The 26,867-nt window shown below is 46.0% G+C and carries 15 protein-coding genes; 10 read left to right on the top strand and 5 right to left on the bottom strand.

Annotation, left to right across the window (positions count from 1 at the left end):
- Positions 1 to 109: 109 nt before the first annotated feature.
- Positions 110 to 1,477: a TldD/PmbA family protein gene (locus tag E5S67_RS23710; RefSeq protein ID WP_172190825.1), complete on the bottom strand. Its 1,368-nt coding sequence runs from the start codon at positions 1,475 to 1,477 to the stop codon at positions 110 to 112.
- 449 nt (positions 1,478 to 1,926) lie between these two features.
- Between E5S67_RS23710 and E5S67_RS23705 the strand changes: the two genes are divergently transcribed.
- The 4 genes from E5S67_RS23705 to E5S67_RS23690 all read left to right on the top strand — a co-directional run bounded on the left by E5S67_RS23705 (position 1,927) and on the right by E5S67_RS23690 (position 11,582).
- Complete coding sequence (locus E5S67_RS23705) at positions 1,927 to 6,204, top strand: PAS domain S-box protein (RefSeq protein WP_172190824.1); 4,278 nt, start codon at positions 1,927 to 1,929, stop codon at positions 6,202 to 6,204.
- A 185-nt stretch (positions 6,205 to 6,389) separates the two neighbouring features.
- Positions 6,390 to 7,229: a DUF1361 domain-containing protein gene (locus E5S67_RS23700; RefSeq protein WP_172190823.1), complete on the top strand. Its 840-nt coding sequence runs from the start codon at positions 6,390 to 6,392 to the stop codon at positions 7,227 to 7,229.
- Between the two features lie 300 nt (positions 7,230 to 7,529).
- Positions 7,530 to 9,497 (top strand): ABC transporter ATP-binding protein/permease, encoded by a 1,968-nt coding sequence (locus tag E5S67_RS23695; RefSeq protein ID WP_172190822.1) that lies wholly within the window; start codon positions 7,530 to 7,532, stop codon positions 9,495 to 9,497.
- Positions 9,498 to 9,935: 438 nt separating this feature from the next.
- Positions 9,936 to 11,582: an NB-ARC domain-containing protein gene (locus E5S67_RS23690; RefSeq protein ID WP_172190821.1), complete on the top strand. Its 1,647-nt coding sequence runs from the start codon at positions 9,936 to 9,938 to the stop codon at positions 11,580 to 11,582.
- 67 nt (positions 11,583 to 11,649) lie between these two features.
- Here E5S67_RS23690 and E5S67_RS23685 read toward each other — a convergent pair whose 3' ends face one another.
- Positions 11,650 to 13,380: an NAD(P)H-quinone oxidoreductase subunit 4 gene (locus E5S67_RS23685; RefSeq protein ID WP_172190820.1), complete on the bottom strand. Its 1,731-nt coding sequence runs from the start codon at positions 13,378 to 13,380 to the stop codon at positions 11,650 to 11,652.
- 249 nt (positions 13,381 to 13,629) lie between these two features.
- Positions 13,630 to 14,559, bottom strand: coding sequence for an ADP-ribosylglycohydrolase family protein (locus E5S67_RS23680; protein ID WP_172190819.1), 930 nt, complete (start codon positions 14,557 to 14,559; stop codon positions 13,630 to 13,632).
- A gap of 417 nt (positions 14,560 to 14,976) precedes the next feature.
- On the opposite strand from E5S67_RS23680, the gene minC reads away from it, so the two are divergent.
- The 3 genes from minC (at position 14,977) to minE (ending at position 17,483) form a co-directional block, all read left to right on the top strand.
- On the top strand, positions 14,977 to 15,780 hold the full coding sequence (minC, locus tag E5S67_RS23675; RefSeq protein WP_172190818.1) for a septum site-determining protein MinC: 804 nt from the start codon (positions 14,977 to 14,979) through the stop codon (positions 15,778 to 15,780).
- Positions 15,781 to 16,089: 309 nt separating this feature from the next.
- Positions 16,090 to 16,896 carry a septum site-determining protein MinD gene (minD, locus tag E5S67_RS23670; RefSeq protein ID WP_172190817.1) on the top strand — a complete coding sequence of 269 codons (807 nt, stop codon included), beginning with the start codon at positions 16,090 to 16,092 and terminating at the stop codon, positions 16,894 to 16,896.
- A gap of 215 nt (positions 16,897 to 17,111) precedes the next feature.
- A complete protein-coding gene (minE, locus tag E5S67_RS23665) occupies positions 17,112 to 17,483 on the top strand; it encodes a cell division topological specificity factor MinE (protein WP_172190816.1) in 372 nt (123 codons plus the stop codon).
- Positions 17,484 to 17,697: 214 nt separating this feature from the next.
- Here minE and E5S67_RS23660 read toward each other — a convergent pair whose 3' ends face one another.
- The gene (locus tag E5S67_RS23660; RefSeq protein ID WP_172190815.1) at positions 17,698 to 18,867 is read right to left on the bottom strand and encodes a DUF58 domain-containing protein; all 1,170 of its coding nucleotides are present in this window, start codon (positions 18,865 to 18,867) and stop codon (positions 17,698 to 17,700) included.
- A gap of 281 nt (positions 18,868 to 19,148) precedes the next feature.
- Between E5S67_RS23660 and E5S67_RS23655 the strand changes: the two genes are divergently transcribed.
- From E5S67_RS23655 to E5S67_RS23645, 3 genes are all read left to right on the top strand, one after another.
- A complete protein-coding gene (locus tag E5S67_RS23655) occupies positions 19,149 to 20,429 on the top strand; it encodes a type IV pilus twitching motility protein PilT (protein WP_172190814.1) in 1,281 nt (426 codons plus the stop codon).
- Positions 20,430 to 21,007: 578 nt separating this feature from the next.
- On the top strand, positions 21,008 to 22,639 hold the full coding sequence (locus tag E5S67_RS23650) for a polysaccharide biosynthesis protein (protein WP_172190813.1): 1,632 nt from the start codon (positions 21,008 to 21,010) through the stop codon (positions 22,637 to 22,639).
- 432 nt (positions 22,640 to 23,071) lie between these two features.
- Positions 23,072 to 24,277: a glycosyltransferase gene (locus tag E5S67_RS23645; RefSeq protein WP_172190812.1), complete on the top strand. Its 1,206-nt coding sequence runs from the start codon at positions 23,072 to 23,074 to the stop codon at positions 24,275 to 24,277.
- A gap of 129 nt (positions 24,278 to 24,406) precedes the next feature.
- Here E5S67_RS23645 and E5S67_RS23640 read toward each other — a convergent pair whose 3' ends face one another.
- A complete protein-coding gene (locus E5S67_RS23640; protein ID WP_343045300.1) occupies positions 24,407 to 26,713 on the bottom strand; it encodes a GAF domain-containing sensor histidine kinase in 2,307 nt (768 codons plus the stop codon).
- Positions 26,714 to 26,867: the final 154 nt, after the last annotated feature.

The raw sequence follows: 26,867 nt of genomic DNA, 5'->3' as shown, positions 1-26,867 counted from the left end.
GATACAAAAAAAACTTATCTTTAACCGAGCTTGAATATATCGATCACTCTTGTTATTGATTTGCGATCGATTATTCAGCAAGCCCTAATTAATGACTAATTACTAATGATTATCTTCCTCCGACGACCACATTTTTAATGCGCAAATGGGGGCCGCCGACGCTTACGGGTAAACCGCTCTGGCCGCCTTTACCGCAGCCGCCGTAGGCATAAACCGAGTCGTTTCCTATCGACTCAATATCCTTTAACGTCTGAAATACATTGCCGCTTAAAGTGACATCGCTAACAGGTTCAGCCAATTTGCCGTCGCGAATCATGAACCCTTGAGCCGCCGCAAAGGTAAACATTTCGCCGTTGGTTTGTCCTCCCAACATCCGCACTGCATACACTCCTTCGTCAATGTCGGCAACCATTTCATCAAAAGAATGTTCGCCAGACTCGATCGCAGTATTAGTCATCCGCACCAAAGGCATAAAAGTAGCACTCAGAGCCCGGGCATTTCCTGTCGGACTTTCGCCCATTTTGCCCGCAGTCTCGCGATTGTGCATTCGAGTCGTTAAAACTCCATTTTTAATTAAATGCTTGCACTGAGCCGGCACGCCTTCGTCGTCGTATTTCAAAGTTCCCGGCAATCCCGGCACAGTTGCGTCGTCAATTACATTCAATTGTTCGATCGCCACAGGCTTGCCCAAAGTCAGCAATTCCTGCATTTTCGGGTTTTCGTAAATGCCGTCTGCTTCCGACAAATGCCCGAAAGCTTCGTGAATAAAAACCCCCGACAAATAAGGGTCTAAAATCACCGGATACTGACCGCCTTTCACCGATTTTGCCTCTAGTTGGCCCACTGCTCGAACCGCAGCACTCTTAACACGATCTTCAATATTTGTCAAGACATCGTAATCCGATCGCGAGTGAATCGACTCAAACCCTTGGCGGACGACACCGCCCTCGCCGCGGGCGATCGCCCCGAAACGCCCCGTCACGTCCAAGCGCTCTTGAGCGATGCAAGTGCCTTGAGAATTCACAAAATAAGTAATCCCGAACCTGTCGCTGTAACCAGCCATTGTCGTCTGAATTCGCGGGTCGTAATCTAACAGCAACTGGTTGTAAGATTCGAGCAATTTTCGCTTTTCGGCTAGAGTAATAGAGCGCGGATCGCGGCCCAATTCCACCGCTACATAATCTTGAATCGGGGTGACATCTGCTAGTAGAGTTTTTTCGCTGCCAACCAAACGAGACTGCACTACAGCTTCTTCAATGCGATCTTTTAACTCAGCTAAACCGTTAAAAGTTACAAAACTCCAGCCGCCTTTGTGACAGGCGCGGATGCCACCGGCGAGACTAAAACTGCGGTTGACAGCATCTAACTGAGGGCCGCGAAAACTAATCGCAGTTGACTCGCTTTGTTCGAGGCGAACTTCCAGATAATCCACGCGATCGCGGTAAGGTGCGATCGCTTCCATCAACTGTTCTTGCATCAAATTGCCCCTATTTTGATTCGCCGTAGCGCTGAAAAAAATTATTGCTAACCCTATTTTAGCTAATAATTCCCGTCTTTCGGGTACGCGCTCCCCCACCGCTGTGGTACGGCAGCGCGCACCCTACCCGATAAATGGCGAGTCAGTCGATTTTAGATTTTAGATTTTAGATTTTAGATCGATCCCGTCCTGAGTCTGCGAAGGAATGAATCCGGGGGCTTATGACAAAATTACTTTCGGTCAGTCGATTTGAGATTTAAAACTTTGTCCGCAGAATAGATGATTAGAGGTTTACAGATCGCCGGCGTTCGGCGGGCGTCCTAGAACACAAAAAACTCGCGCCGGCTCGCCAAAAGCCCGGTATCCCGGAAATCTTGCATCTACCTATAGAAATGGAACTAAACTAAATCTATCTAAAGACGTAAAGATCTACCTTAAACCGCCGGCAGATGGAATACTTTAAGATTAAAAAATTTCAAATTTCACCCTATTTAGCAGCAATTTCGGCATCAGTAGCCATTTTGATCGGAGTTGGCATTTTAGACCGATCGGAACAACAGCGGTTTTGTCAGTACAACCGCGCTAGCACCCTCGATCGGATCAGCACAGTCCGCTCTAAGCTCGAAAGCTCTTTGAATTCCCGGCTGTTTTTGATGCGGGGTTTGGGGGCTTATCTTTCCAATAACCCAAATATCACCGAAGCCGAGTTTACAGCGACGGCGAGAATTCTGATGGCACAGCAACCGGGCATTCGCGCCATAACTTTAGTTAAAGGCACCACGGTCGCTTACATTTATCCGCGGGACGGAAATGAAGCGGTGATCGGGGTTGACTTGACGGCGCTACCCGAACAGCGGGAAATGGTCGAAGAGGTCATCAACAGCAGAAAAACTTTGCTTGCCGGGCCCGTGAAATTATTGGAGGGGGACGAGACGTTGATCGGCAGATCGCCGATTTTTCTCACACCCTCCGGCGCCGAGCCCGAAACAGGAGTTTACTGGGGCTTGACAGGCCTGTTCGTGGACAAAAATTCCCTGATTGAGGAAGCAGGACTCAACGACTCCTCAGCGAAGCTGCAATACGCTTTGCGGGGCAAAGACGGGAGGGGAGCATCCGGCGCAGTGTTTTTCGGTGACGGGTCAATTTTTCAGGACAATCCCGTGGTGCTGGAAGTGACTTTGCCCAACGGTTCCTGGCAGTTGGCAGCAATTCCGGCAGGGGGATGGCCTGCGAATTATCCGCATCGCAGGTGGCTGCTCTTTGGAGGCGACTTGCTGGCACTTTTGAGCGGGGTGGGGGTTTTTAGCTGGGTGTACGGCCGTGCGAAACTGCGTTCAAGCGAAGCTAAGTACCGGCAACTCGTTGAGAATGCTAACAGCATTATTGTGCAATTAGACAGTAAAGGCAAGATTACTTTTTTTAACGAGTTTGGTGAAGCTTTTTTCGGGTATTCAGAAGCAGAAATCATCGGCAAAAATGCGATCGGCACAATTATACCGAAAACAGATTTCTCCGAAAGTGACCTCGCGGCAATGATTCGAGACTGTTTGGGACAGCTTGAAAAATACTTCCAACACGAAAAGGAAAACATCCGCAGCAATGGAGAAAGGGTGTGGATAGCGTGGACAAATAAACCTTTACTAAATGCGAATGGAAATTTGGCAGGACTGCTTTGTATCGGGACGGATATTAGCGATCGCAAACAAGCTGAAATTGCCCTGCAAGCTTCTGAAGCGGAACTTAGAGCTTTGTTCGCTGCCATGAACGACGTAATTTTGGTGATTGATATTGAGGGACGCTACCTGAAAATTGCCCCGACAAATCCCGGACTTTTATACAAACCGTCGGCAGAACTTGTCGGCAAAAAAATCAGCGAAATATTCGAGCCAGAAATTGCAGATATTTTTCAGGATAAAATTTGCACCGCCCTTGGTACAAATCAAACCTGTACTTTTGAATATAACCTGGAAATTGCCAGCGTACAAACGTGGTTTGCCACTACCATTTCGCCAATGAAAGAAAACACGGTTCTGGTGGTAGCCCGCGACATTACGGAGCGCAAGCAAGCTGAAAATTGGTTGATCGGTCAAAAACAAATTTTAGAAATGATTGCTAAGGGCGCTCCTCTGGGCGATACTTTAAATACTTTAGTTGAAATAATCGAACAGCAATCTAGAGAGGTCATAGGTTCGATTTTGCTTCTAGCTCCAGACGGCGAACATTTACTGCACGGAGCCGCCCCGAGTTTGCCCGACAGTTACAATGCTGCTATTCACGGCACAGCCATCGGCCCGGATGTCGGTTCCTGCGGCACTGCTGCCTTTAGCCGCCAACAGGTGATCGTTACAGATATTGCCACCGATCCTTTGTGGGAAAATTATCGAGATTTAGCCTTGAGTTTTGGACTGAAAGCTTGCTTTTCTACTCCTATTTTCTCATCTCAGGGTCAAGTTCTGGGAATTTTTGGAATGTATTATGCCCAACCGCGCAGCTCCCATTTTTTTGAGTTGCAATTGATAGAAGCGGTCATAAACTTAGCAGGAATTGCGATCGAACGCAAACAGGCAGAAGAAAGTCTCAAACAACTCAATCAAGAGCTAGAAAATAGAGTCAAACAGAGAACTGCTCAATTGATGCAAACTGAAGAACGCTGGCTGTTAGCACTCAAAGGCAACAATGACGGAATTTGGGACTGGAACTTGCAAACAGGGGAAGTGTTCTTGTCCGAGCGATTTAAGGAAATCACCGGATACGAAAACAGCTCAATTCTAGATTACTTGGACGAATGGAAAAGGGGCACGCATCCCGAGGATGTAGCCTTAGTAATGCAAGCTCTCCAAGACCATTTAAACAAGAAAACGCCCCATTACATCATCGAATACCGCTGCTGGTGCTATAACAGCGCCTACAAATGGATACTCAGTCGGGGACAAGCTTTGTGGGACGCATCTGGAACAGCAGTCCGCATGGTTGGTTCAATTACTGACATTACGGAGCGCAAACAAGCAGAGGAAGCACTGCGGGAAAGTGAGGCAAGATTCCAAAAGCTGTCTGCTAATTTGCCGGGAATCATTTATCAATGTTTGTTGCGTGCAGATGGCTCTGTTAGTTTCCCTTACATGAGTCCTGCTTCCCTAGAAATGTTTGAGTTAGAACCAGAAGCTGTTCTGCAAAATTCGGCTTTACTAACAGATTTGGTTCATCCCGACGAGCGCCAAAATTACTACGAATCTATTGCTATTTCAGCGCAAACTTTGCAACCTTGGCACTGGGAAGGACGGCTGGTACTGCCTTCGGGCGAGGTTCGCTGGTTTCAGACAAATTCGCGTCCTGAAGCTAAAGAAAACGGCGATATTCTTTGGGACGGCATCACCATTGATGTTACCGATCGCAAGCAAGCTGAGTTAGCTTTGCAAGAAAGCCAGCAGTTCATTCAAAAAGTAGCATCGGCTACTCCCGGTATTTTGTATCTCTACGACTTGGAAGAACAGCGAAATATCTACACTAATAATTCAATGCTTAGGCTTTTGGGCTATACGTTTGACGACCTTACAGGGATGGATTCGCCACTGGTTCCTCAGTTAGTACACCCGGAAGATTTGCCGAAAATTCTCAAACATCACGCTAGCTTTGTAGAAGTTGAAGATGGCGAAATTAGGGAAATTGAGTACCGGATGCGGGCAGCAGACGGTCATTTTTTGTGGCTGCAAAGTCGGGATACTATTTTTAGCAGGAATGCTGGCGGTCAGGCTAAGGTAATAATTGGAGTTTCCCAGGATATTACGACTCGCAAGCAAGCAGAGGAAGCACTGCGACAAAGCGAGGGACGAGAAAGAGAAAAAGCTCGAGATTTAGAGTCAGCGCTGCTAGAATTGCAATCTACTCAAACTCAGCTCATTCAAACTGAAAAAATGTCTTCTTTGGGGCAATTAGTTGCCGGCATCGCTCACGAAGTTAATAATCCCGTTAACTTCATTCACGCTAACATTGATTATCTCAAAGAGTATACAAAACAGTTGCTCGATCTGGTGACTCTTTACGAACATGAGTATCCCGAACCTAATTCAAAAATTGTCGATCGCATTCAAGAGATAGATTTGGATTTCATGGCTGAGGATTTAACAAAAATTGTGGGTTCGATGCAGGTAGGAACCGACCGCATCCGCCAAATTGTGTTGTCGCTCAGGAATTTCTCGCGGCTGGACGAATCCGCAATGAAGCCAGTCGATATTCACGCGGGAATTGAAAGCACTTTGTTAATTTTGCAGCACCGCTTGAAGAGTCGGGACAGCCGCCCGGAAATTGAAATAATTAAGGAGTTTGGGAAACTACCGCCGGTAGAGTGCTATGCAAGCCAACTCAATCAGGTGTTTATGAATATTATTGCTAATGGAATTGATGCTATTGAAGAACGATATCAAAAGTTATCAGTTCCACGATCGCCGATCGAGAACGGCCGGATTGTTATTTTCACTGGTGTAACGGCCCAGAAGACTGCGATAGTGGAAATTTCGGACAACGGTACGGGCATTCCCGAGGCGATAGTCGATCGAATTTTTAACCCGTTTTTTACTACAAAAGCTGTGGGGAAAGGTACGGGTTTGGGAATGTCTATCGCGCACTCGATTGTGGTGGAAAAGCACAATGGCAAGATTGAGTGTATTTCGTCCATAGGATGCGGAACGACTTTTAGGATTCAGATTCCGATCGACAAAGTGTATAAGTAGTAGCGTGCGTCAGTCGATTTTAGATTTTAGATTTTAGATTTTAGATTGACTCCACAGTGCTAGGGTGCGTCAGCAGATCCTGATTTTCAGGCGCACAGCCAGGAGCCATAAGCTGACGCACCCTACAAGTTAACGACTAAGATAGATTGAAGCTGCATCAAACCTTTAATTGTATAAAACTTGACATGATGGGATTAATCCTGGAAGCGCTGGAAGCAATGGGACACAATGTCCGCTGGATGTCTTGGAATTTGTTTTTGGCTTTAGTACCGCTGGGGCTGAGTTTTTTGCTGTTTCGCAAACCCCGATCGCGCTGGTTGCTGTGGGGTACGGCCTTTCTCCTGGGCGCTACTTTTTTGCCCAGCACGCGCCACGTTTTGGCTTATCTGAAGCACATTGTGCAAGATGTGGGCAAAACTTACGTTTTGGGGGCGATCGTGATTACGCTGGCACTGATGGCTTTAGACATCTGGGTACTGCGGCAGCGCGGAGTTCGCTCTCTCCGCTGGTGGGGCGGTTTTTTGGCGTTGATCGCCTTTTTGCCCAATGCGCCCTACGTTTTAACTGATATCATTCACCTGATCGAGCAGATTAAAGAGGGGTACTCGGTGTGGACTGTGACTCTAGCTTTGATCCCGCAGTATCTGGTGTTTATGCTGCTCGGGTTTGGGGCTTACGTGCTGTCGGTGATGAATTTGGGTTACTATTTGAAGCAACAGGGTTGGAGTAAATTTATCCTGGCAACGGAGATAACTATACACGCACTTTCGGCGATCGGGATTTATTTAGGGCGATTTATACGCTTCAACAGTTGGGACATTCTGACTAACCCCGATGCGCTGGTTAACACCGTAATGAACGATTTGATTGGCAAGCGTCCGGTTTTAGTAATGGCTGTAACTTTTGTAGTAATTGCTGTTTTGTATTGGGTAATGAAACAAGTAATTTTAGGGATGAGCCAGCGGTTTTACAGCAGCCAATCGCAGTCGGAGTTAGCCGTCGACAGCGCGACTTCTTCCAGCTAGATAGATTTGAGATTTGAGATTTGCTCCACAACTAACGTCCCAACTTTTTTTATCTCCTGGCCTAATTTCTCTGCAAATATAGCAACGGGTCTGACGATGAAAACGTTCTTAATTGTTAAAACTTTTGGTTTTATTGTCTTGGGCCTAAGTGCCTTCAGACCCGACTACCGAAAGACTCAGGCTATATCAGTCTTTCGGTAATGCCATTTTTTTACCTGAACTCTTGAATAAATTACTGCGACAATGGGTAATAAAACTTGATATGTTAGAAGAGTCGAAGTAGTTTTGTAAAAAGCAAAGATGAATCGATTTGACCGTCAGTTGTGGCAGAGATTTATTGCGATCGCTCAGCCTTACTTTTATCCTTTAGAGCCTGGGGGCGGCAGAATCTTTTTAGGATTAGTGGCGCTGTTGTTGATATTTCTCTTCGCTGCGATGTTTGTGGCTGTCAGTGTTGTCAGTTTAGCTGCTCAAGCCTTTTTTCCAGAGGCTTTTAACGGTGTTGCGGCTGGCTTAGCTACTTTGATTAAAGGGATTATCTACTCACCGACAATTGCGATCGTTGGTTTAATGCTAATTCTCCCGCTGGCTGCTTTTGTTTTTTTCAGAAGCAAGTTGATACCGCGCTGGAAGCAGTGGATAATGTTAGCTCTGCTGCTATTTTTGTCGCTGTCTGTTAGCGGAATTAACGTAGTAATTAGCTACATTGGTAACTTTTTTACGACATCACTTGCTGAAAAGGATCAGACCACTTTTTGGCGCTTTATGTGGGTTTATGCTGGAGTTTTCATCATCGCTACTCCGATAGTGGTGATTTACCGCTATACCCAAGAGAAACTGGGACTGTATTGGCGAGAGTGGATGACTGATAGTTTCCTGGATAGATATTTTTACAACCGCGCTTATTACGAAGTAAATTTTCAGAAAGAAATTGACAATCCCGACCAGCGAATCGCTGAAGATATCAAATCATTCACTAGCACGAGTTTAGATTTTTTGCTGGTGATGCTGGGAGCAGTTATTGATGTTATTTCTTTTACGGGTATTCTGTGGTCTATTTCTACAAGTCTTTCGATCGGACTAATTATTTATGCTGTCTTTGGGACGGCAGTAATGGTAATTTTTGGCAAAAAGTTGATAATTTTGAACTTCAATCAGCTCCGCAAAGAAGCAGACTTTCGGTATGGCTTGGTTCACATTCGGGACCATGCAGAATCAATTGCTTTTTATCGGGGAGAAGCACAGGAATCTGTTCAGGTAAAACACCGATTTTTAGAAGCAGTTCGGAACTTTAATTTGCTAGTTGGGTGGCAGCGAAATCTGCAATATTTTACACTTAGCTATAAATATGTAACTTATATTATACCCTCTTTGTTCCTGGCTTCTATCTACTTTGCTGGCCAGATCAGATACGGCGATATTACTCAAGCTGAATTTGCTTTTCGTCAGGTTGTAGAGGCATTTTCTTTGATTGTATATAATATTGAAAGATTGAGTGCTTTTGCAGCGGGAATTAATCGCCTAGCTACGTTTAATGAGTCTTTAAAGGATGAAAAAAAGGCTGTTAAATTCGAGGAAATCAGAACAATCGATACAGTTATAAGTTCGCAATTGGCACTGGAACACGTTACTTTAGATACTCCGAAGCAGCAAAAGACTTTGATTAGGGATTTGTCGGTAGCGGTGTCGCCAGGGGAAGGACTGTTAATTGTCGGTCAAAGCGGTGCTGGGAAGAGTTCTTTGCTGCGAGCAATTGCGGGTTTGTGGGACTCGGGAACGGGCCGTTTGGCGCGGCCGGAACTCGGAGAAATGCTGTTTTTGCCGCAGCGTCCTTATATGATTTTGGGTAGTTTGCGATCGCAACTTCTCTATCCCAACACCAGCAGCGAGGTTGATGAGGAAAAATTGCGCCGCGTTTTAGCATCAGTAAACTTAGCAGATTTGCCCGACAGATTGGGCGGTTTTGATGCGGATTTAGATTGGGCTGAGATTTTGTCGCTGGGAGAACAGCAGCGTTTAGCTTTTGCTAGATTGTTGTTGACGGAACCGCCATATGCTATTTTGGATGAGGCGACAAGTGCTTTGGATTTGAAGAACGAGCAACATTTATACGAGCAGTTGCAAGCCACTAAAACTACGTTTGTGAGTGTCGGCCACCGATTGAGTTTAGTGAAATATCACCAGCAGGTTTTGGAACTTTTGGGCGATGGGAGTTGGCGGCTGGTTTCGACGGAAGAATACCGCGCTAGTGCGAAGGTTTTTGGCTGATAAAGCGCTGCTTTCATGAATTGTGAATTTACCCGGTTGTTGGTTCGCGGTGGGTGGTGGCGCAGTTGGAGATTTATAGTTTGGTTCTAAAGATTAATCGCCGCGCCTCCACCCACCCGACAATAGGTTCTACGGGTAGGATCGCAGCAACAATTAATGCCGATCGATTCCCGGTTACTCCTACCCTTTTAAATTAAAGAATTAAAAAATTGAAGAATTGCGAATCACTGATTCTGTATAGGTTTGGATCGCGGGCCTACAGTTGCATTCTTTGTTAAAACTGATATCACAATCGATAATTGAGTATAAATATCTAAAACTGCCCAAACAGCAAAAAGCAAGCTGAACGTTTGCAGATTCGATTCAATTGCTCGCCCGCGAGAACTCACACAATATAATATAAGATAGATTTTTTTTAGTACAGGCGAGACTCCTACCTTGACTACTCCGATTCCTCAAAACTTTGTGCAAACGATCGCCAAACAGCGCGGCGTCACAGATGCCGAGTTAGAAACTGTGTTTATGGCTCTCGACGGTCAATCTACGGCTACGATCGCAACCAAGCTTGGCATTAGCGACATCGCGGTTCGTAAAAGACTCGGCGAAGTTTACAAAAAGTTTCAAATTGGGGGGAACGGCCCTGGAAAGCTGTCGGAATTGAGGCATCAGTTGCTGTTTTCATACCACACCGAGCAGGGAACGAGGGATTTTAGTGCCCGAGGTAAAGGCTCTCTATTCAAAATGGCGAGCCTCTCCGAGGGCTTCGCTAACGGGCACCGACAGGAAGATTGGGGCCAAGCACCGGATGTTTCGGTTTTTTACGGACGGACTGAAGAATTAACTACTTTAAAGCAGTGGATTGTATCAGATAATTGTCGCCTGGTAGCGCTGCTGGGTTTGGCCGGCAGCGGCAAAACAACTCTGTCGGTGCAGTTGGCAAAACAGGTACAGAATGAGTTTGATTTTGTGATTTGGCGATCGCTGCGATCGGCACCAGCACCATCCGACTTCCTAAGTAACTTAATAGAACTTTTTTCTAACCAACAAAAACCCGATCTGCCGCTCGACCTCAACGGGAAAATTTCGCGCTTGGTCGAGGATCTGAGGAAGCAGCGCTGTCTAGTAATTTTAGATGATTTTGAAGCGGTTCTCAGACCCGAAGAATTAGCCGGACACTACCGCGAAGGCTACGAAGGATATCGAGATTTAATTGTGCGGCTCTGTGAAGTCAATCACAATAGCTGTTTAGTGCTAGTTAGTTCGGAAGAACCTACGGAACTGGCTTTGTTGGGGGGAGAAAAAGTGCGGTCTTTAAAACCTGCGATTTCCGAGGAAATTGCGCGGGAGATTTTCCAAGAAAAAGGTTTATCTGCTTCCGATCGAGAGTGGGAAATCTTGTTATCTCGGTACGGAGGCAATCTGTTAGCGTTGAAGATTGTGGCGATAACGATTCACGAATTTTTCGAGGGGAACGTTTTAAAGTTTTTAGAAGCGACGGCATTATTTATTGAAGAACATATTACTAATTTGCTCGCGCAGCAGTTCGATCGAATGTCTAGTTCTGAACAAGAGATTGCTTACTGGATTGCTATTGCTCAAAGCCAGATTTCCCTGGCGACTTTACGAGAGCAGATGTTGGTCAATTCATCGCTTTCGGATTTGCTAAAAAATCTCGATTCTCTGGGCCGTCGCTCGCTAATTGACAAAATCAGTGAGGGCGGGGAAACTTTTTTTATGCTTCAGCCTTTGATCGTGCAATATGTGAGCGACCGATTAGTGGAGCAGATTCGAGCAGAGGTTTTGGAGACGGTTAAGACGCAAGGAATAGACAGAATGGGGCTGTTGAAAACTCACAATTTGAGCGTCAATCTTGCTAAAGGAAAAGGAGGGAAAGAGGCTCGAAGCCACTCTATTTTAGAATTAGTAAAAAATCGGTTGCAAGCGTTGTTTTTGAAGACTACAGGCTCTGAAGAACCGCTCAATCTCTTGAATAAAGTTGCCTCCGATCTGGAGGATAAATCGATTCTTGAGGTGGGATATGCTAGGGAGAATCTGGCGGCAATTATTTCGGAACTTCAGTCTTAACAAAAAAGCGATCGCCCTTTGACAAAAGCGATCGCCCAATTTTCAACACAAACAGAATTCGATAAAATTATTTGACCATTCCAAAAACCGATGCAGATTCAGACCCTGTAATTTTGCCCAAAGTCGGCGCTTTTTGAGCTTGGGCAATTCTGGGAAGCAAAAATCCCTTCGCATAAATCTGAGGATTGTCTTGAGCGATTTGGATATAAGATTGCCGGACTGTGGCGTTCACTGCCACGGTCTTCGCGTCGTAAACTTGCATCGCCATGTTGGGATAAAAACCAATGCCGACAATTGGTATCAAAAAGCAAAATGCGATCGCCACTTCCCGAGGTTTAGCATCAATAAACGGTGCATCACCAGGCAAAACGCAACTATTACCAAAACAAACCGCTTCATCCAGATTGTTTCTCTGATTCTGCAAATTTAGATCCTCAAGGTCGCAAGCCGCTAGTGTCCCACAGTTGTAGAATAACTGTCGCAGCATCGAGAGCAAATAAATCGGCGTCAAAATGAGTCCAACTGCCGCCAGGAACACTGTCACCGCGCGGAAAGAACCGCTGTACATATCGCTAGTTGCGACGCCCACAAACACTGACAATTCGCTAGCAAAACCGCTCATGCCGGGGAGTGCCAAAGATGCCATCGCGCCTGCGGTAAACAAGGCAAACACTTTCGGCATGACTTTCCCAATCTCGCCCATCTCGTCCATGATCATTGTATGGGTGCGATCGTAAGTAACGCCAGCCAGGAAAAACAATACTGAGGCGATTAAACCGTGGGAAATCATTTGCAACAGCGCCCCGTTGATTCCCAAATCCGTGAAGGAAGCAATACCCAACAACACGAATCCCATGTGAGAAATCGACGAATTCGCTAAGCGGCGCTTCATGTTCGATTGGCCGAAGGAATTAAGCGCGCCGTAGATAATATTGACCACGCCGAGCACCGCCATAATCGGTGCAAAGTAAACGTGTGCTTTGGGAAGAAGTTCCAAATTGAGCCGAATCAGTCCGTATCCGCCCATTTTCAGCAATACGCCGGCCAGAATCATCGACACGGGAGAAGATGCTTCGCCGTGGGCATCAGGTAGCCAAGTGTGAAAGGGGAAAATCGCCAGTTTCACGCCGAAGGCAATTAACAATCCCGCATAAAGCAGTAATTCTAAACCCAGTGGGTAGTCCTTCAAGCCTAGTTCTACCATGTCGAAGGTGGGGGTGCCTCCGCCGTAGAATGCCATTGCTAAGGCAGCTATCAAAATAAAGATGGAAGCGCCTGCGGTGTAAATCAAGAATTTGGTAGCTGCGTAGCGGCGGTTTTGTCCGCCCCAAATCGAGATTAGCAGGTACACCGGAATTAGTTCTAGTTCCCAGACAATGAACAGCAGCATGATGTCTTGGGCGACGAACACTCCTATTTGTGCGGAGTACATCACCAGCATCAGGAAATAGAAGAGTCTCGGCTTGCGATCGACTTCCCATGCAGCAAAAATAGATAGTGTCGTCACCAATCCCGCCAACAGTACCAGCGGAACTGACAGTCCGTCAACGGAAACAGACCAGTTGAGGCCTAAAGAAGGTATCCAGGAATATTGTTCTACGATTTGGAAACTAGAGATACTCGGATCGTAATGTGTCCAAAACACCCAGCACATTAATACAAAATCTGCAATACCTACGCCTAGCGCATACCAGCGGACGGTTTTGCCGTCTGTATCGGGCAGAAAAGGGATGGCGAGGGAAGCTAGGAGGGGTAGGATGACTATTGCGGTCAGCCAAGGAAATTGATCCGCTATCATGATAGTGAGAATAAATACTTATTTGGAAGTTACCAAGATTATAATACTAAATTTAATCAAAAATTAAGATTTGTAAATAAATCTTTTTTTTTTAGAGATATGCAGAGTAAATCTGCTAAACACAACTTGCTGCAAAAGTCAAGAAGTTTTGCAGTTATTAGTCAGGAGTCATTAGTCGCAGTTTAGGGGTTGACAATTACCGATGACCGATTACTCTGTTGTGATGCAGTGGAAAACTGTGGTAAACATTCAGCTCGATCGAGATAAAGTCAAGAGTCGATCGGCGAAAGATGCAATTAAAGGGAGATACGCCAATTGCGATCGCCATTTTTCCGGTATTCCCCCCTCCCCGTAAAAAGCCCCCGCCAATTGTCCGTAAACCGCACCAGTTGTATCCGCGTCGTCGCCCAAATTCACAGCCAACAAACAGCCTTCGGCAAAAGAAGAACTGTTGTAAAACGCCCAAAGTGCCGCCTCCAAAGACTTGACAACATAACCAGTACCTTTGATTTCAGGAGGTTGTCGCAGTTTAAAAGAACCCGCCGCAATCTCATCAATCTCTTCCACCAGCGGATTTGCTGCCCAATATCCAGAAATCGGACAATATCTTTCCAAAAGCAACACATCTTTAGCAACTCCATTCACAGCGCCCGCAATTAAAGCACCAAAATAGCGGCAAGCATCCACACAAGTAGCAGCACCGTGAGTAGTTCTCGAACTTTCGGCAGATTTTTCTATGACTTCTAAAGGATTTTTAGCATAAAACAAAGGCACGGGAGCCAAGCGCATAATCGAACCATTGCCAGCAGTCTGAGCATCGGTAAAACCGCAGTAAGGTTTTCCTGTATTTTTAAACTTCCAAAGTGCTTGTTGAACCGTATTGCCAATATCAAAACATTCACCAGTGCTGCTCAAATGTCCCTCTCGCCACCACCGCACATAAGTTTCTAACTGATGGACTGGATCGAAACCTTGTTTCTCAATCAAACTTTCCGCCAAACAAAGTGCCATCGAAGTATCGTCCGTCCACTCGCCCGGTTGCAGTCGAAACGGGCCGCCGCCAATCATATCGTTAATAGGCGCAAACGTTCCTGGGCGACAGAACTCTAAAGTTGTTCCGAGAGCATCGCCAACTGCCAAACCGAGAAGACTGCCGCGATAATGTTCTATTTGCTGCATAACGTAATTGAAAATTAATAATTAGTAAGCGCTAGTGAATTCAAAACCATTTCTCTCTGCATCTTACCTGCCTGTATAACAATCGATGCCAAAATTGTCAAATTCTCTCATTCTCTCTTCTCTTAATTCTCTTTCTCTGTGTTCTCTGCGCCCTCTGCGGTTCATTAAAACAAAATCTTGTTCACAAACGATACCAAATTTGTGAACTTCTCTCATTCTCTCTTCTGAACTCTTAATTCTCTTTCTCTGCGCCCTCTGCGGTTCAATAAAACAAAATCTTGTTCACAAACGAAATAGAATTGCCCTGGCTGCCGTTAAAAATAAAAAAACAAGACTTTTTCCCCCAAATGCTGAGGCAAAAGACGAGTCAGGCTAATATTGATGTTAACCTGTCCCTACCCGAGATCAAACTGTCCCATGACACCCGATGCCTCCGCCGCAGCCGCTGCTGCCGCCCCTCAATCAACACCCGAAGTCAGCTTAGAGTTGCAAGTCCGACTCAAGACAGAAGATGGACAGCTACTGTTGCTACTCCCCCCAGAAACCAACAGCGAACCCGCAACAGCCACGGCCTCGACTTGGACTGAACTTTGGCAGCAGCTAAAAGTCAGGCTGAATGCAGGAGAACGCTTTTGGCAGCCTAACGCAGAAGTACAATTGATGGGGAACGATCGACTTTTAGATATCCGCCAACTGCAAGAGATAGCCTCTGCCCTCTCGGAAGTGGAACTGCAACTCAAACGAGTCCACACCAGTCGCCGCCAAACCGCCGTTGCCGCAGCTACGGCAGGCTATTGTGTAGAACAGCAGCCTCCGGTTTCTTCCCTGAATAAAGCCGCTGCCGAAAAACCGCAATCGCTGGCGGAACCTTTATATTTGCAGATGACAGTGCGATCGGGCGTAGAAATTCGTCATCCAGGCACCGTCGTACTTTTGGGAGACGTAAATCCAGGCGGCTCAGTCATCGCCGGAGGCGATATCCTAGTTTGGGGCCGTTTGCGGGGAGTCGTGCACGCCGGTGCCGGTGGCAACACCAAAAGCGTGATTATGACCTTGCAGATGGAACCGATGGTGATTAGGATTGCTAAGTATGTTGCCAGAGGCCCAGAAACCTCACCCGCTCAGTTTTTCCCGGAAGTCGCCTACGTGACGCCTCAAGGGATTCGGATCGGTAGAGCCTCTGATTTTGACAAATCGCAGTTAGTTGGGGGTAATGAGTAATCGATAATTGGTAATTGGTCATTGGTCATTGTTAATGGGTAATTGTTAATACTATTTCTCTTTAAGCCTGCACTCGATCATTTTTGCCTTGGGTAAATCAGTCACTAAAAGACGATTTTTAAAATCAGTGCAAATTAATAGATAATTAGTAGAACAAGGAGAGTATTGAGTGTTGAGTTAATTCACTGAATAACAGATTACTGCAAAATTTCCAAAGAATAATTGCCAATTATCAATTACTAATTCCCAATTACTAATTCCCAATTACTAATTCCCAATTACTAATTCCCAATAAATCTAAAATCGCTTATGGCTCGCATTATTGTTGTTACATCAGGGAAAGGCGGGGTAGGAAAAACCACCTCCACAGCCAATCTCGGCATGGCTTTAGCTAAGCGGGGACGAAACGTTGCCGTAATTGATGCCGATTTCGGTCTCAGAAATTTGGACTTGCTGCTGGGCTTAGAAAATCGGATTGTTTACACGGCATTAGAAGTTCTCGCAGGAGAGTGCCGATTAGAGCAAGCTTTGGTGAAAGACAAGCGGCAGCCGCGCTTGGTGCTGTTGCCGGCTGCCCAAACTCGGATGAAAGATGCCATCAGCGCTGAGCAAATGAAGCAGCTTGTGGGGATGTTGGGAGCAAAATACGACTATATTTTGATCGACTCTCCTGCTGGAATTGAACAAGGTTTTCAAAATGCGATCGCCCCGGCCCAAGAAGGCATCATTGTCACCACTCCAGAAATCGCTGCTGTCCGCGATGCCGATCGAGTCATCGGCCTGCTGGAAGCCAACAACGTCAAGAAAATCAACCTGATCGTCAACCGGATCAGACCCGCAATGGTGCTGGCAAATGATATGATGTCGGTGCAAGACGTGCGGGAAATCCTCGCGATTCCGCTGTTAGGCGTCGTTCCCGACGACGAGCGCGTCATCGTTTCCACCAACCGAGGCGAACCATTAGTATTGTCGGAAACGGCCTCTTTAGCTGGAACTGCCTTCGACAATATTGCCCGCCGCTTAGAAGGCGAAAAAGTTGAATTTCTAGATCTCAATCCCCGTCGGGAAAACTTCTTCACTCGCCTCCGCAAGTTCTTAAACACTAAAATTATGTGATGTGCTCATTGGCGATCGGTCTTTAACCGCAGCAACTGCATCACAAAAACTAGCCGAGATTTCCCCCAGTGACACCAGTTCCCCAAAAGAATGAAACTGTAGGTCAACTCCCAACCCTTAGGGAATGAGTGATTCCCCAATCGAAAATCGAAAATCGAAAATCGAAAACGGTATGACCTTTTCTATGCCTAGCCCTTGACAAACCAGCCCGACCCATGATACACACACTTCTCGAACGACTTTTCCCGCGCACCCCTGACAACAGCCGCGACGAGGTAAAACGGCGCCTCAAACTGGTTCTAGCCCACGATCGCTCAGAACTCAGCCCAGAAATGGTTGAGTCGATGCGCCGAGAAATTCTAGAGGTGGTATCTCGCTACGTGGAAATCGATACCACCGGGTCTGAGTTCTCGCTGGAAAGTGACCAGCGGGCCACAGCACTAATTGCAAATCTCCCGATTCGGCGAGTCAGGCTCGAACATCCATCGGAGAATTTGCCCAAGACTTTGCCCCAGAATCGGTCCGAGTATGTACCTGAGTATGTACCTGAGTATGTAGTCGAAACTCTCCCCGACACTAAAGAGTGATAGGAATTAACATTTTCATCTCAGACAATGAGTTCGATCGGCTCGCCATTAAAATCAAACTATCTCTCTACAATTAAAATCTTGTGGGGCGGAAACTCTTAGCGCGCTCCAAATATGCGATCGAAATGGGAAAAGTTTGTGATACCTGAAAACTCATGAAGTTAATCCTCATAACTAATCGCTCTTTCCAGAGCAGCTTGCGTCCCGGACTATCTTAATAACTAATCGCTCTTTCCAGAGGATCTTGTAACTGGAGTTCTAAGGGTCGGTCGGAGCGAATTTCTAAACCGGGTAAATCATGTTTGACTAACATTTTTTCGCCTGTTTCAGCAGTTGCCAACGGCCAAAGTACCCAGCGGCTGCCAGGGGAAAGAGTGCTTAAACTTGCAGAGTTTTGAGTCAGCCAAATTATCGGCAGTTTCGACCGATTATCGCTCGCATCTTCCCCAGCATTAACCGCAGCTAAAGTTTCCAATACTACTCGGTTTCCCGAGACGAGTCCAGTCCCGGCAGTCCAAAGTTTGACGTTTAACAGGCGCTTGCTAGCATAGAAGTACAGAGACGCAGCTACAGTTACGGCTCGTTCAAATTCTTCTGGCTGCCACGCCGCAGCGCTGTCGAGAGCAATAATAATTTCTTGACCGCCGGCTGCAACTTCTAACTCTCTCACCCGCAGTTCTCCGTAGCGGGCGCTGGTGCGCCAGTGAATCAGGCGGGTGGGGTCTCCGTGGCGGTAAGGTCTCAGGTTGCGGGTGAGGCCTTCTGTAGCAGCTTGCGATCGACTGCGATTGTAAAATTGCGGGCTGTCTTCTTGACCGATGCGATCGATCAAAGGGCAAGTGCTCAACGGCAAAACCTGCGGATAGACAACCGCCACCGCTTTGACTGGGCGGCTGCGCCGGCACCAAAACAACCCTAAAGGCGCCGCCGTCCTCAAGTTTACCTCTTGCCACCGATAGACGCCCCGCTGCCGGACTTCTATATAGTATGTATCCCTGTATATACTGTTAGGCTCTATGACTTCGATCGGGCGGACGATTGGTTCTCCCAGTACAAACGGCAAGATGTCTACCACTTGCAACAAAGTCTTAGGTTCGCTGGCGCGATTTTCGATTTCTAGTTCGACGGTGATTCGATCGCCCGCACTCACCGGTTCGATCGGGCGGCGGCGGACTTCCAAGGAACGGAGCGATTTTCCCGGCAAAACCGCCGCTACTCCCAACAACGCCAAACCCCCACCGCTAAGCGCGTACAGCCACCCAGACATTGTATTAGTCGCAGACCCAAAAAAGAAAACCGTCATCCCCGAGAGCAGCCAACCCGCGTAGGCGGGGGTAACAGCGCGATTTTCGAGCCAGTCGGCAATTTTGTGACCGATGTTCATAGGAGTTGCAATTGTTAATTACTCGATCGCCCCATCAAACCTAATTGTAAAATATTCTCAGCATTTAGCACCGAATTAGCTGCGAGCCATTAGATTAGAAATCGGGCATTTTTTCGCAATAAATCACATTGACCCCGCCCAAAAACGGATACAAGCCCCCGACACTCAGTCAGGGTCGCTCCCCAAATTTTAGACTCTAGTTCCTGCTCCCAGATTAATCTGTGGAGTAAATCTAAAATCTAAAATCTAAAATATAAAATAGACTGACTGGAGACCAAAAAATGAACCCATTAAACAATCCTACACCCGTTCAACCAGAGGCTCAAGCCCGCCGACGAACACCGCCGCCACCGCCGCCCTTGGCTGTAACACCCGCGCCTCCTGCACCCGCGCCCCCTGCACCCGCGCCTGCCCAGCAGCGGCCTGTCGAGACACCCGTCAGCACGATCGAACAAATGGTCAGAGATGCCCATAGCGCCTCGGCTTCCGACATACACATCCGAGTCGGCCAAGTACCTCGATTTCGGATTCGGGGCGTGATGCAAGTAGCAACTACCCACCCCAAAGTAACGCCAGAAATTTTTGAACATTACCTAGCCGAAATTCTCACCCCCGAACAGCGAAAACAGTTTGCAACTACCAAGGAATTAGATTCAGCAATTTTTTACCCGGGCTTCGTGCGGTGTCGGCTAAACTGTTTTGATTCCCTCAGCGGCGGTGCCCTAGTATTGCGGTTGATCAGTTTGGAAATACCTACTATCGATTCCTTGAGGTTGCCAGAAGTTTTCAAAAATATCATTTTGCGATCGCAGGGATTAATATTGGTTACGGGGCCTACCGGTTCGGGGAAATCGACAACCGTAGCTGCGATGATCGACCACCTCAATCAGATGGAGCAAAAGCACGTAGTTACAATTGAAGATCCGATTGAATTCATTCACCCTTCTAAAAAATGCTTGGTCAGCCAGCGGGAAGTCGGCTTGCATACCCACGAGTTTCAGCAGGCTTTGCGGGCAGTTTTGCGGGAAGATCCGGATGTAATTCTGATCGGGGAAATGCGCGATCGCGTTACCATCAATACAGCATTGCAAGCAGCTCAAACTGGTCACTTAGTATTGGGAACTCTCCACACTCGCAGCGCCATTAACGCTCTTAATCGGTTGTTGAACCTCTACCCGCCCGAGGAACAACAGGCGATGCGGATTCAAATTTGCGATTCTTTAGTAGCGGTAATTGCTCAACTTTTGCTGCCAACAGTTGACAACCGTCGGGTAGCAGTTCACGATATTTTGGTGAATACACCTGCCATGCACGATTACTTGATGAAAGGTGCTGATGACGAAGCTTTCCGGTTGATGGAACATGATACTTACGAAGGAATGCAGATTATCAACCAGGGCCTTTACAAACTGGTGCTCGAAGGCAGAGTGACGATCGAAGAAGCAGCAAAAACTTCTCCCGAAGCCAGCGATTTAGACCGCCGCTTGCGGACAGGAGGCTACGATGTTGCGGACGCTCGCGGCTTTGAAGGCAGCAAAAAAGAACGCACCGTTCGCGCCTAGTAGCACCACACATACAGGGGTAGGCACAGCAGGACTACCCCACCCATCAAGTAGCAATTTTTTCAGTGGAGCGAAATATTGGGCGTTATTATACGTAATATTACTTAAATTTTTCATCTTATTTAGTAGCAACAAATACATTTTTCTTAAGTAATAAAATGCTATTATCAATGTCAAGTATATTGTTAAGTTTTTTAAACACCGACCCTACTTTACATTAACTTTAAAATTGCGTGAAAACTCGCAGGTGATTACAAAGAAATAGTAAAGATCTGTTCTTAGTATTGCCAACAGTCAGCAACTTAAGTTTATAGTTGTAGAGACAAATTTTGAACAGAGAAGGTTCCGACTTTGCCGATCGCAAAAGTAAGCAGGTAAAAAAAGCGCTTAATAAAACTACAACTAGGCTTAATACAAGTAATTAGTAGCAGAGCCGATCGCGTGTCTTTCCGATTAAGTAGCTTTCAGTCTAAAAAATCCTAAATCTAGACAGGCTTTTAAAGATTCTGTCCATCAAAAATCTGTTTAACAATTTTGAATCAGCAACCGTATTTCTAGAAATTAAAGGAGACCAAAAAGTGAAGAGTGCATTTAACCCCTCAGAAGTGTTTGAAGGTGCCAGCAAAGCAGAAATCATCGATCGCATCCAGCAGCTAGTTCCCCCGGGTTCCGCGGAACCGCAAGATCCTGAAATTCTCGCGGCCTTACAAACTCTCACCGCACAGCTAATCGCAGCCTATCAAGCCGACGGACAATTAGAAAGCGAACCTTTTAGCGACGTGCGCGGTCGCACAATTCACCTATACGCATCCGCAGTCAGCGGCCAAATCAAAGGAAAAACCATCCTCATCACCGGTGGAGAAGGATGTGTCGGCAGTTTCTTAATCGCAAAACTTCTCGAACTAGGCGCAACGAAAATCATTTCCGCAGACAACGCCCGATGTCAAAACCCCGAAGAAAATCTCCCGCTTTTTACCAAAGAAGGTGCAGTAACTTTCTATGCCGTCGACATTCGCAACTTCGAGGCGCTGAAACACATATTTGAGATAGAAAAACCAGAAATTGTTTTTCACTTAGCAGCCCAACGCCAACCCGGACTAGCTGAAATCAAAATCCGAGAAACAGTTACAACCAGCCTGTTAGGATGTAAACACATCATCCAACTGTGCGAAGAATACGGCATAGAACACTGCATCTTCTCTTCTACAGGCAAAACATCTCGATATTTTACAACCGAAGTTTACGCCGCCTCCAAAAAGTTTGCCGAATGGCAATTTGCCAAAGCAGCTCAAGAAGGAGATGTCACTTACGGTATGGTTCGCTTTACTCATATGTTGGAAAATAGCTTGTTTTGCGAGCAAATGTCTAACAAAGTAAAGCAAGGTAAAACTGTCAACGTTCACGCACCGCACCGCTACGTAACCGCTCAAAATCTTGTCGAAGCCGTACATTTATTGCTGAATTCGCTGGTTGTGTCCGTTCCCGGAAAACTGAAATTTGTCGCCGTGAGTAATCTCGGGTGGCCGACAGAAACCTTGGAAGTAGCTCTTTATAAAATTCTTGAATCAGGCAAAAATCTGCCGATTTATTTTCAAGGACTTTTGCCGGGATACGAAGAACCCTTTTTCCTTGGACAGTTTGACTGGAAAAAACCTACAGACATTCACCTCCTAATTAATGTTTTGGAAGATCCTTTTAGAAGTGTTGATGATGCTGGTGACATGGTGAGTGTAGAATTAGCTCCTTTTTCTTTGCGCGTGTTAGATAAACAAGTGTCGAAGCTCGAAAGCTTAATCGGCGATCCAGATTTCCCGGAAGTGCAAATCAAGCACGCTCTTGTCGCAGCAGAAAAAGAAGTGATTGCTTCCTCTTTTGCGTGGAGTTCCCCCGAAGACTTGTTGAAGATTTTGCAGTGGGGGATACATCCGAAGAAATTGCAAGGTTACGGAACGGAAATCGCTGACTACAGCGAGATTATAGAACTCCTCCTGCAAGGAATATACGGGCGGCTTAACCAAGAAGTCTTGAACAGTGCTGGAGTTACGGCTGATGAATTTGATGACTTAGTTGAGAGTCTTTCTACGCTGGATTCTATTCAAGCAGAAGTGGGATATTTGCGATCGGTGTCGAGATATATCAGAGAATTTGCACCCCCCGCACAGTTCACCACCAAAAAATCTGAACCTTTTGCTATCCCCGATGCAGCGTAGCTTGAACATAGTTTTGAGTTGGGAGATTGCTTCCTGACTGGCCACCCACAGGGGGTGAATGAGCTAAACATAGACCAAGTTGTTAGTTGATTACAAACAGAGCACCCAGAAACCAGTTTTCTCAAAGAAACCTGGTTTCTAAGCGTGTTTAAGGTTTAGTTAAATTGATAGACTTACCATTTTTAGAATCGACATGATATGATATTATTTGCGATCGCATAAGAGCAATCAAATTAATTTGTAGCGAGGCAACCAGTGCTAGTAGTTTTATGAGGACTTAAGTCATCATTACCAACGTTATAAGGGTGATTTTTCGCGCGCATGATATGATGATACTTTAGATAGCGTTGTGTAATGAGTTAACAAAGATGCGATTAGATTAAATGAACTCAATGAACGCAACAAATAAAATTAAATTAAGGTACTAGAATTGTGGAAATTAATCAGCTACTGTTTTTATTGATTGATGTTGTGCTATTGGCGATCGCCCTGATCCTTCTCATTCCCGTTGCAGTTCTATTTCTAGAATGCAGTGCAGCTTTCTTGTCCGGCCTGGGCGAGACAGCGGAAACTAAAGCGCCCCGCCCCAAAGTAGCAGTTTTAATTCCCGCTTACAACGAAGCAGCAGGAATTGCCGCCACCATCTCCACCATATTGCCGCAGCTAACACCTCAAGACCGCTTGTTAGTGATTGCTGACAACTGCACGGACGCCACGGCAGAAATCGCCCGTAACTGCGGTGCAAGTGCGATCGAGCGCCAAGACACACAGCGCAAGGGCAAAGGATACGCACTGGATTTCGGCTTGCAGTCGATCGAATCCGACCCCCCAGAAGTAGTAATCATGGTTGACGCAGACTGCATTTGTCAGCCAGACTCTATAGAAAAATTAGCCCGTGTTGCAGTGACCGAACAAAGACCGGTGCAAGCAACTTATCTCATGGAACAGCCACCAAATCCTACTCCCAAAGATTCAATTTCTGCTTTAGCCTTTCTCGTGAAAAACTTAGTCCGTCCCAGCGGATTAAAACAGTTAGGATTTCCATCATTGCTAACAGGAACTGGCATGGCTTTTCCCTGGTCGATAATTCGATCTGTTACTCTAGCCAGCAGCAATATTGTTGAAGATATGCAGATGAGTTTGGATTTGGCGATCGCCGGACATCCAACCGTATTCTGCCCCGAAGCCAACGTCACCGGGTGTTTGCCGCAGCAGCAGCAAGCAGCCAAAAGTCAAAGAACCCGATGGGAACACGGTCACATACAGACATTATTAACTCAAACTCCCCGGCTGACAGCAGCATCTTTACAGCAAAAACGGTTTGACTTATTGGCGATCGCCCTCGACTTATCCGTCCCTCCCCTTTCGCTGTTAGTCGCTATCTGGCTAGCAGCTTTTGCCACCTCGTTACTAGCAGCAACCCTCGGAACAGCTCCAATTCCGGCCGTCTTGTTAGGACTACAAGGATTGCTAATTTTAATTTCAATTGTCGGCGCTTGGGCTAAATTTGGGCGTGCCTACATTTCCGGTTCCACTTTGTTATCCGTACCTTTTTACATACTCTGGAAAATCCCTTTGTATCTGGGTTTTATCCTGAAGCGGCAAACCAAATGGGTGCGAACAGAACGCGATGTTTAATATTTAGATTGATAAGTTTTAACCGCAGATATCAGCCGAGAAGCACAGATGAACGCAGATAGAATTGTATCGGCGTTCATCGGCGTTTATCGGCTGTTAAAAAAACTTATATAATAACTTAAAAAAAGTTCACTGCTTCACTGGAATTTCAATCGCAAACTCAGCCCCTTCACCGGGCGCGGAAAAGCACATTAGCTTCCCACCATGTTTCTCTACCACAATCTGATAACTGATACTCAACCCTAAACCGGTACCTTGGCCCACAGCTTTTGTAGTAAAGAAAGGGTCAAATATTCGCGATCGTACTTCCTCCGTCATCCCCCCACCATTATCAGCAATATAAATTCTCACCAAGTTTTTGTCGCATACCTCAGTCCGAATCTCAATCTTTCGCTCAAAGATTGGAGATAAATGATTTTCTAGTTGGGCAGTTGTCTGCGGTCGCTCAACTCCTAACTCCACGGCATCAATTGCATTGCTCAAAACATTCATAAACACCTGATTTAACCCAGAAGCATAACAATTTACCTTCGGCAGTTTACCGTACTCTTTAACTACCTCAATGCCATGTCCGAGTGCATCCTTTTTCAACCTGTGCTGCAAAATTAGCAGAGTTGAATCAATGCCGGAGTGAATATCCACTGGTTTCATCTCGGCTTCATCCAGGCGTGAGAAATTCCGCAGCGACAGCACAATATTGCGAACGCGATCGACCCCAACCTGCATCGATTGCAGAATTTTGGGCAAATCTTCTTGAATAAAACAAAGATCAATATCTTTTGTTTTAGCAACAATCTCAGGAGTAGAATTCGGGTAAGACTCCTGGTAAAGCTCAATCAATCCCAGCAAATCCGAGCTATAATCGTTAGCATGGAGAACATTGCCATAAATGAAATTAATCGGATTGTTAATTTCGTGAGCAACCCCCGCCACCAACTGCCCCAAAGAAGACATTTTTTCAGTTTGAATTAGTTGACTCTGGGTCGAGCGTAATTCGCACAAAGTAACTTCTAACTGTGACGCTTTTTCTCTCAATTGCGTCTCCGACTGCCGCAAAGCATCCTCCGCCAACTTGCGATCCGTAATGTCCTGGATAGTCCCAAATAACTTAATAACCTTACCAGTATCAAAAATAGCTTGTGCTTTAACAAAAATAGATCTGACAGCTCCATCAGGGCGCAAAATTCTCAACTCAAACTCACAAGGATTTCCTGACTGAACAATTTCCTCTAATTGCTCTAACCAAAGCGGTAAGTCATCTGGATGAATCTGCTGTTTGTGTTCTAAAATACTCGGCTCTAGTAATCGAGGATGGCGATCTAAAATTCGGAATACTTCATCAGACCAAGTTAATTTATCCCTCTCCAGATCAAATTCCAAGTTGCCGAGGTGCGCCAGTTTTTGAGCTTCTTGCAGCTTAGCTTCTTTAGTCTTTAATTCCTGCGTGCGCTCTTCTACTCTCACCTCCAGCGTCCGCGAATAATCCTCCAACAGTTCCTTAGCCTCCGACAAATTAGCAACAAGTACCGCATTTTCTAGAGAGATAGCCGCTTGGGAAGAAAGAATTTTCAAAACCTCCAACCTAGTTGGAGAAAACGCTTCAGTAGCTAAATTATTTTCCAGATAAAGGAGGCCTACGAGTTTGCTTTGATTCAGAATAGGAGTACAAAGCGCAGATTTCACTTGCTGCCTTTTAATATAGGGGTCATCTGTAAATAAACCTTCCCTAGCAGCCTGACTTAAAACTACATCAGAGTGCGTTTTTTCAACATAATTAATCACCGTTATTGGCAAAACCTCTGCAGGAGATACTCTAGGGCATTGCTCAACTGCAACATCCGAAGACTCCACGGATGCCGCTGCTTTAATCAGCAATTTTCCTTCCTTGGGCATCAGGATAAAACCTTTTTGCGCCCCAGCATTCTCGATCGCCATTTTCATTAACTTTTCTAACAACTTGTCCAACACAATTTCACTAGCTAGCGCTTGAGATGCTTTAACAACAGTTGTCAAATCCAATAAACTGCTGTGACTGCTACTCGTGCTATAATTAGTGCTAGTAATAGTTCGATCTCCGCTGGCTTTTCCCACCGATGCAGGGGGTAAAGATATCGGATACTCTGACTCCAAATGTTTGACCTTGGCGGTTGCTCCCCAATGAATATAGCCGTAGTAAGCATCTATCAGATAAATCTCAGCCACTTTTTTTCGATCGCTAGCTAGATAAAATTCTGCGGCTAGTTCGTTTGCTAGCGCTTCTTCGTGGATGTATTCATTCTTCGATGCTCCTATCACCGCTCGATCGTAATACTGAGCAGCTTTTTCATATTGTCCCAATACTCGCGCTTTTTCTGCTTCTACTAAGTCATATTTGTGTTGATAATTTCCCGGAGAGCTCAAAGCCCAATGCTTCATTTTTTTCTGAAGTGAAGCCACTTTTTTTAAATGTTTTTTTTGTTCATTTTTTGAAGCTGCAGGATACAAAGCTAAGAGCGCTAGAGAATAGACATCTCCGAAAACAATCAAAGCCTCTGTGTAGTTAAGCTCCTTGACGTAAATGTAATCATCCTAAATTAGCTAGTGTGCACGA

It is taken from the genome of Microcoleus asticus IPMA8, assembly GCF_013179805.1.
Classification (GTDB): domain Bacteria; phylum Cyanobacteriota; class Cyanobacteriia; order Cyanobacteriales; family Microcoleaceae; genus Microcoleus; species Microcoleus asticus.
This window is presented reverse-complemented; position numbering and strand designations above follow the sequence as displayed.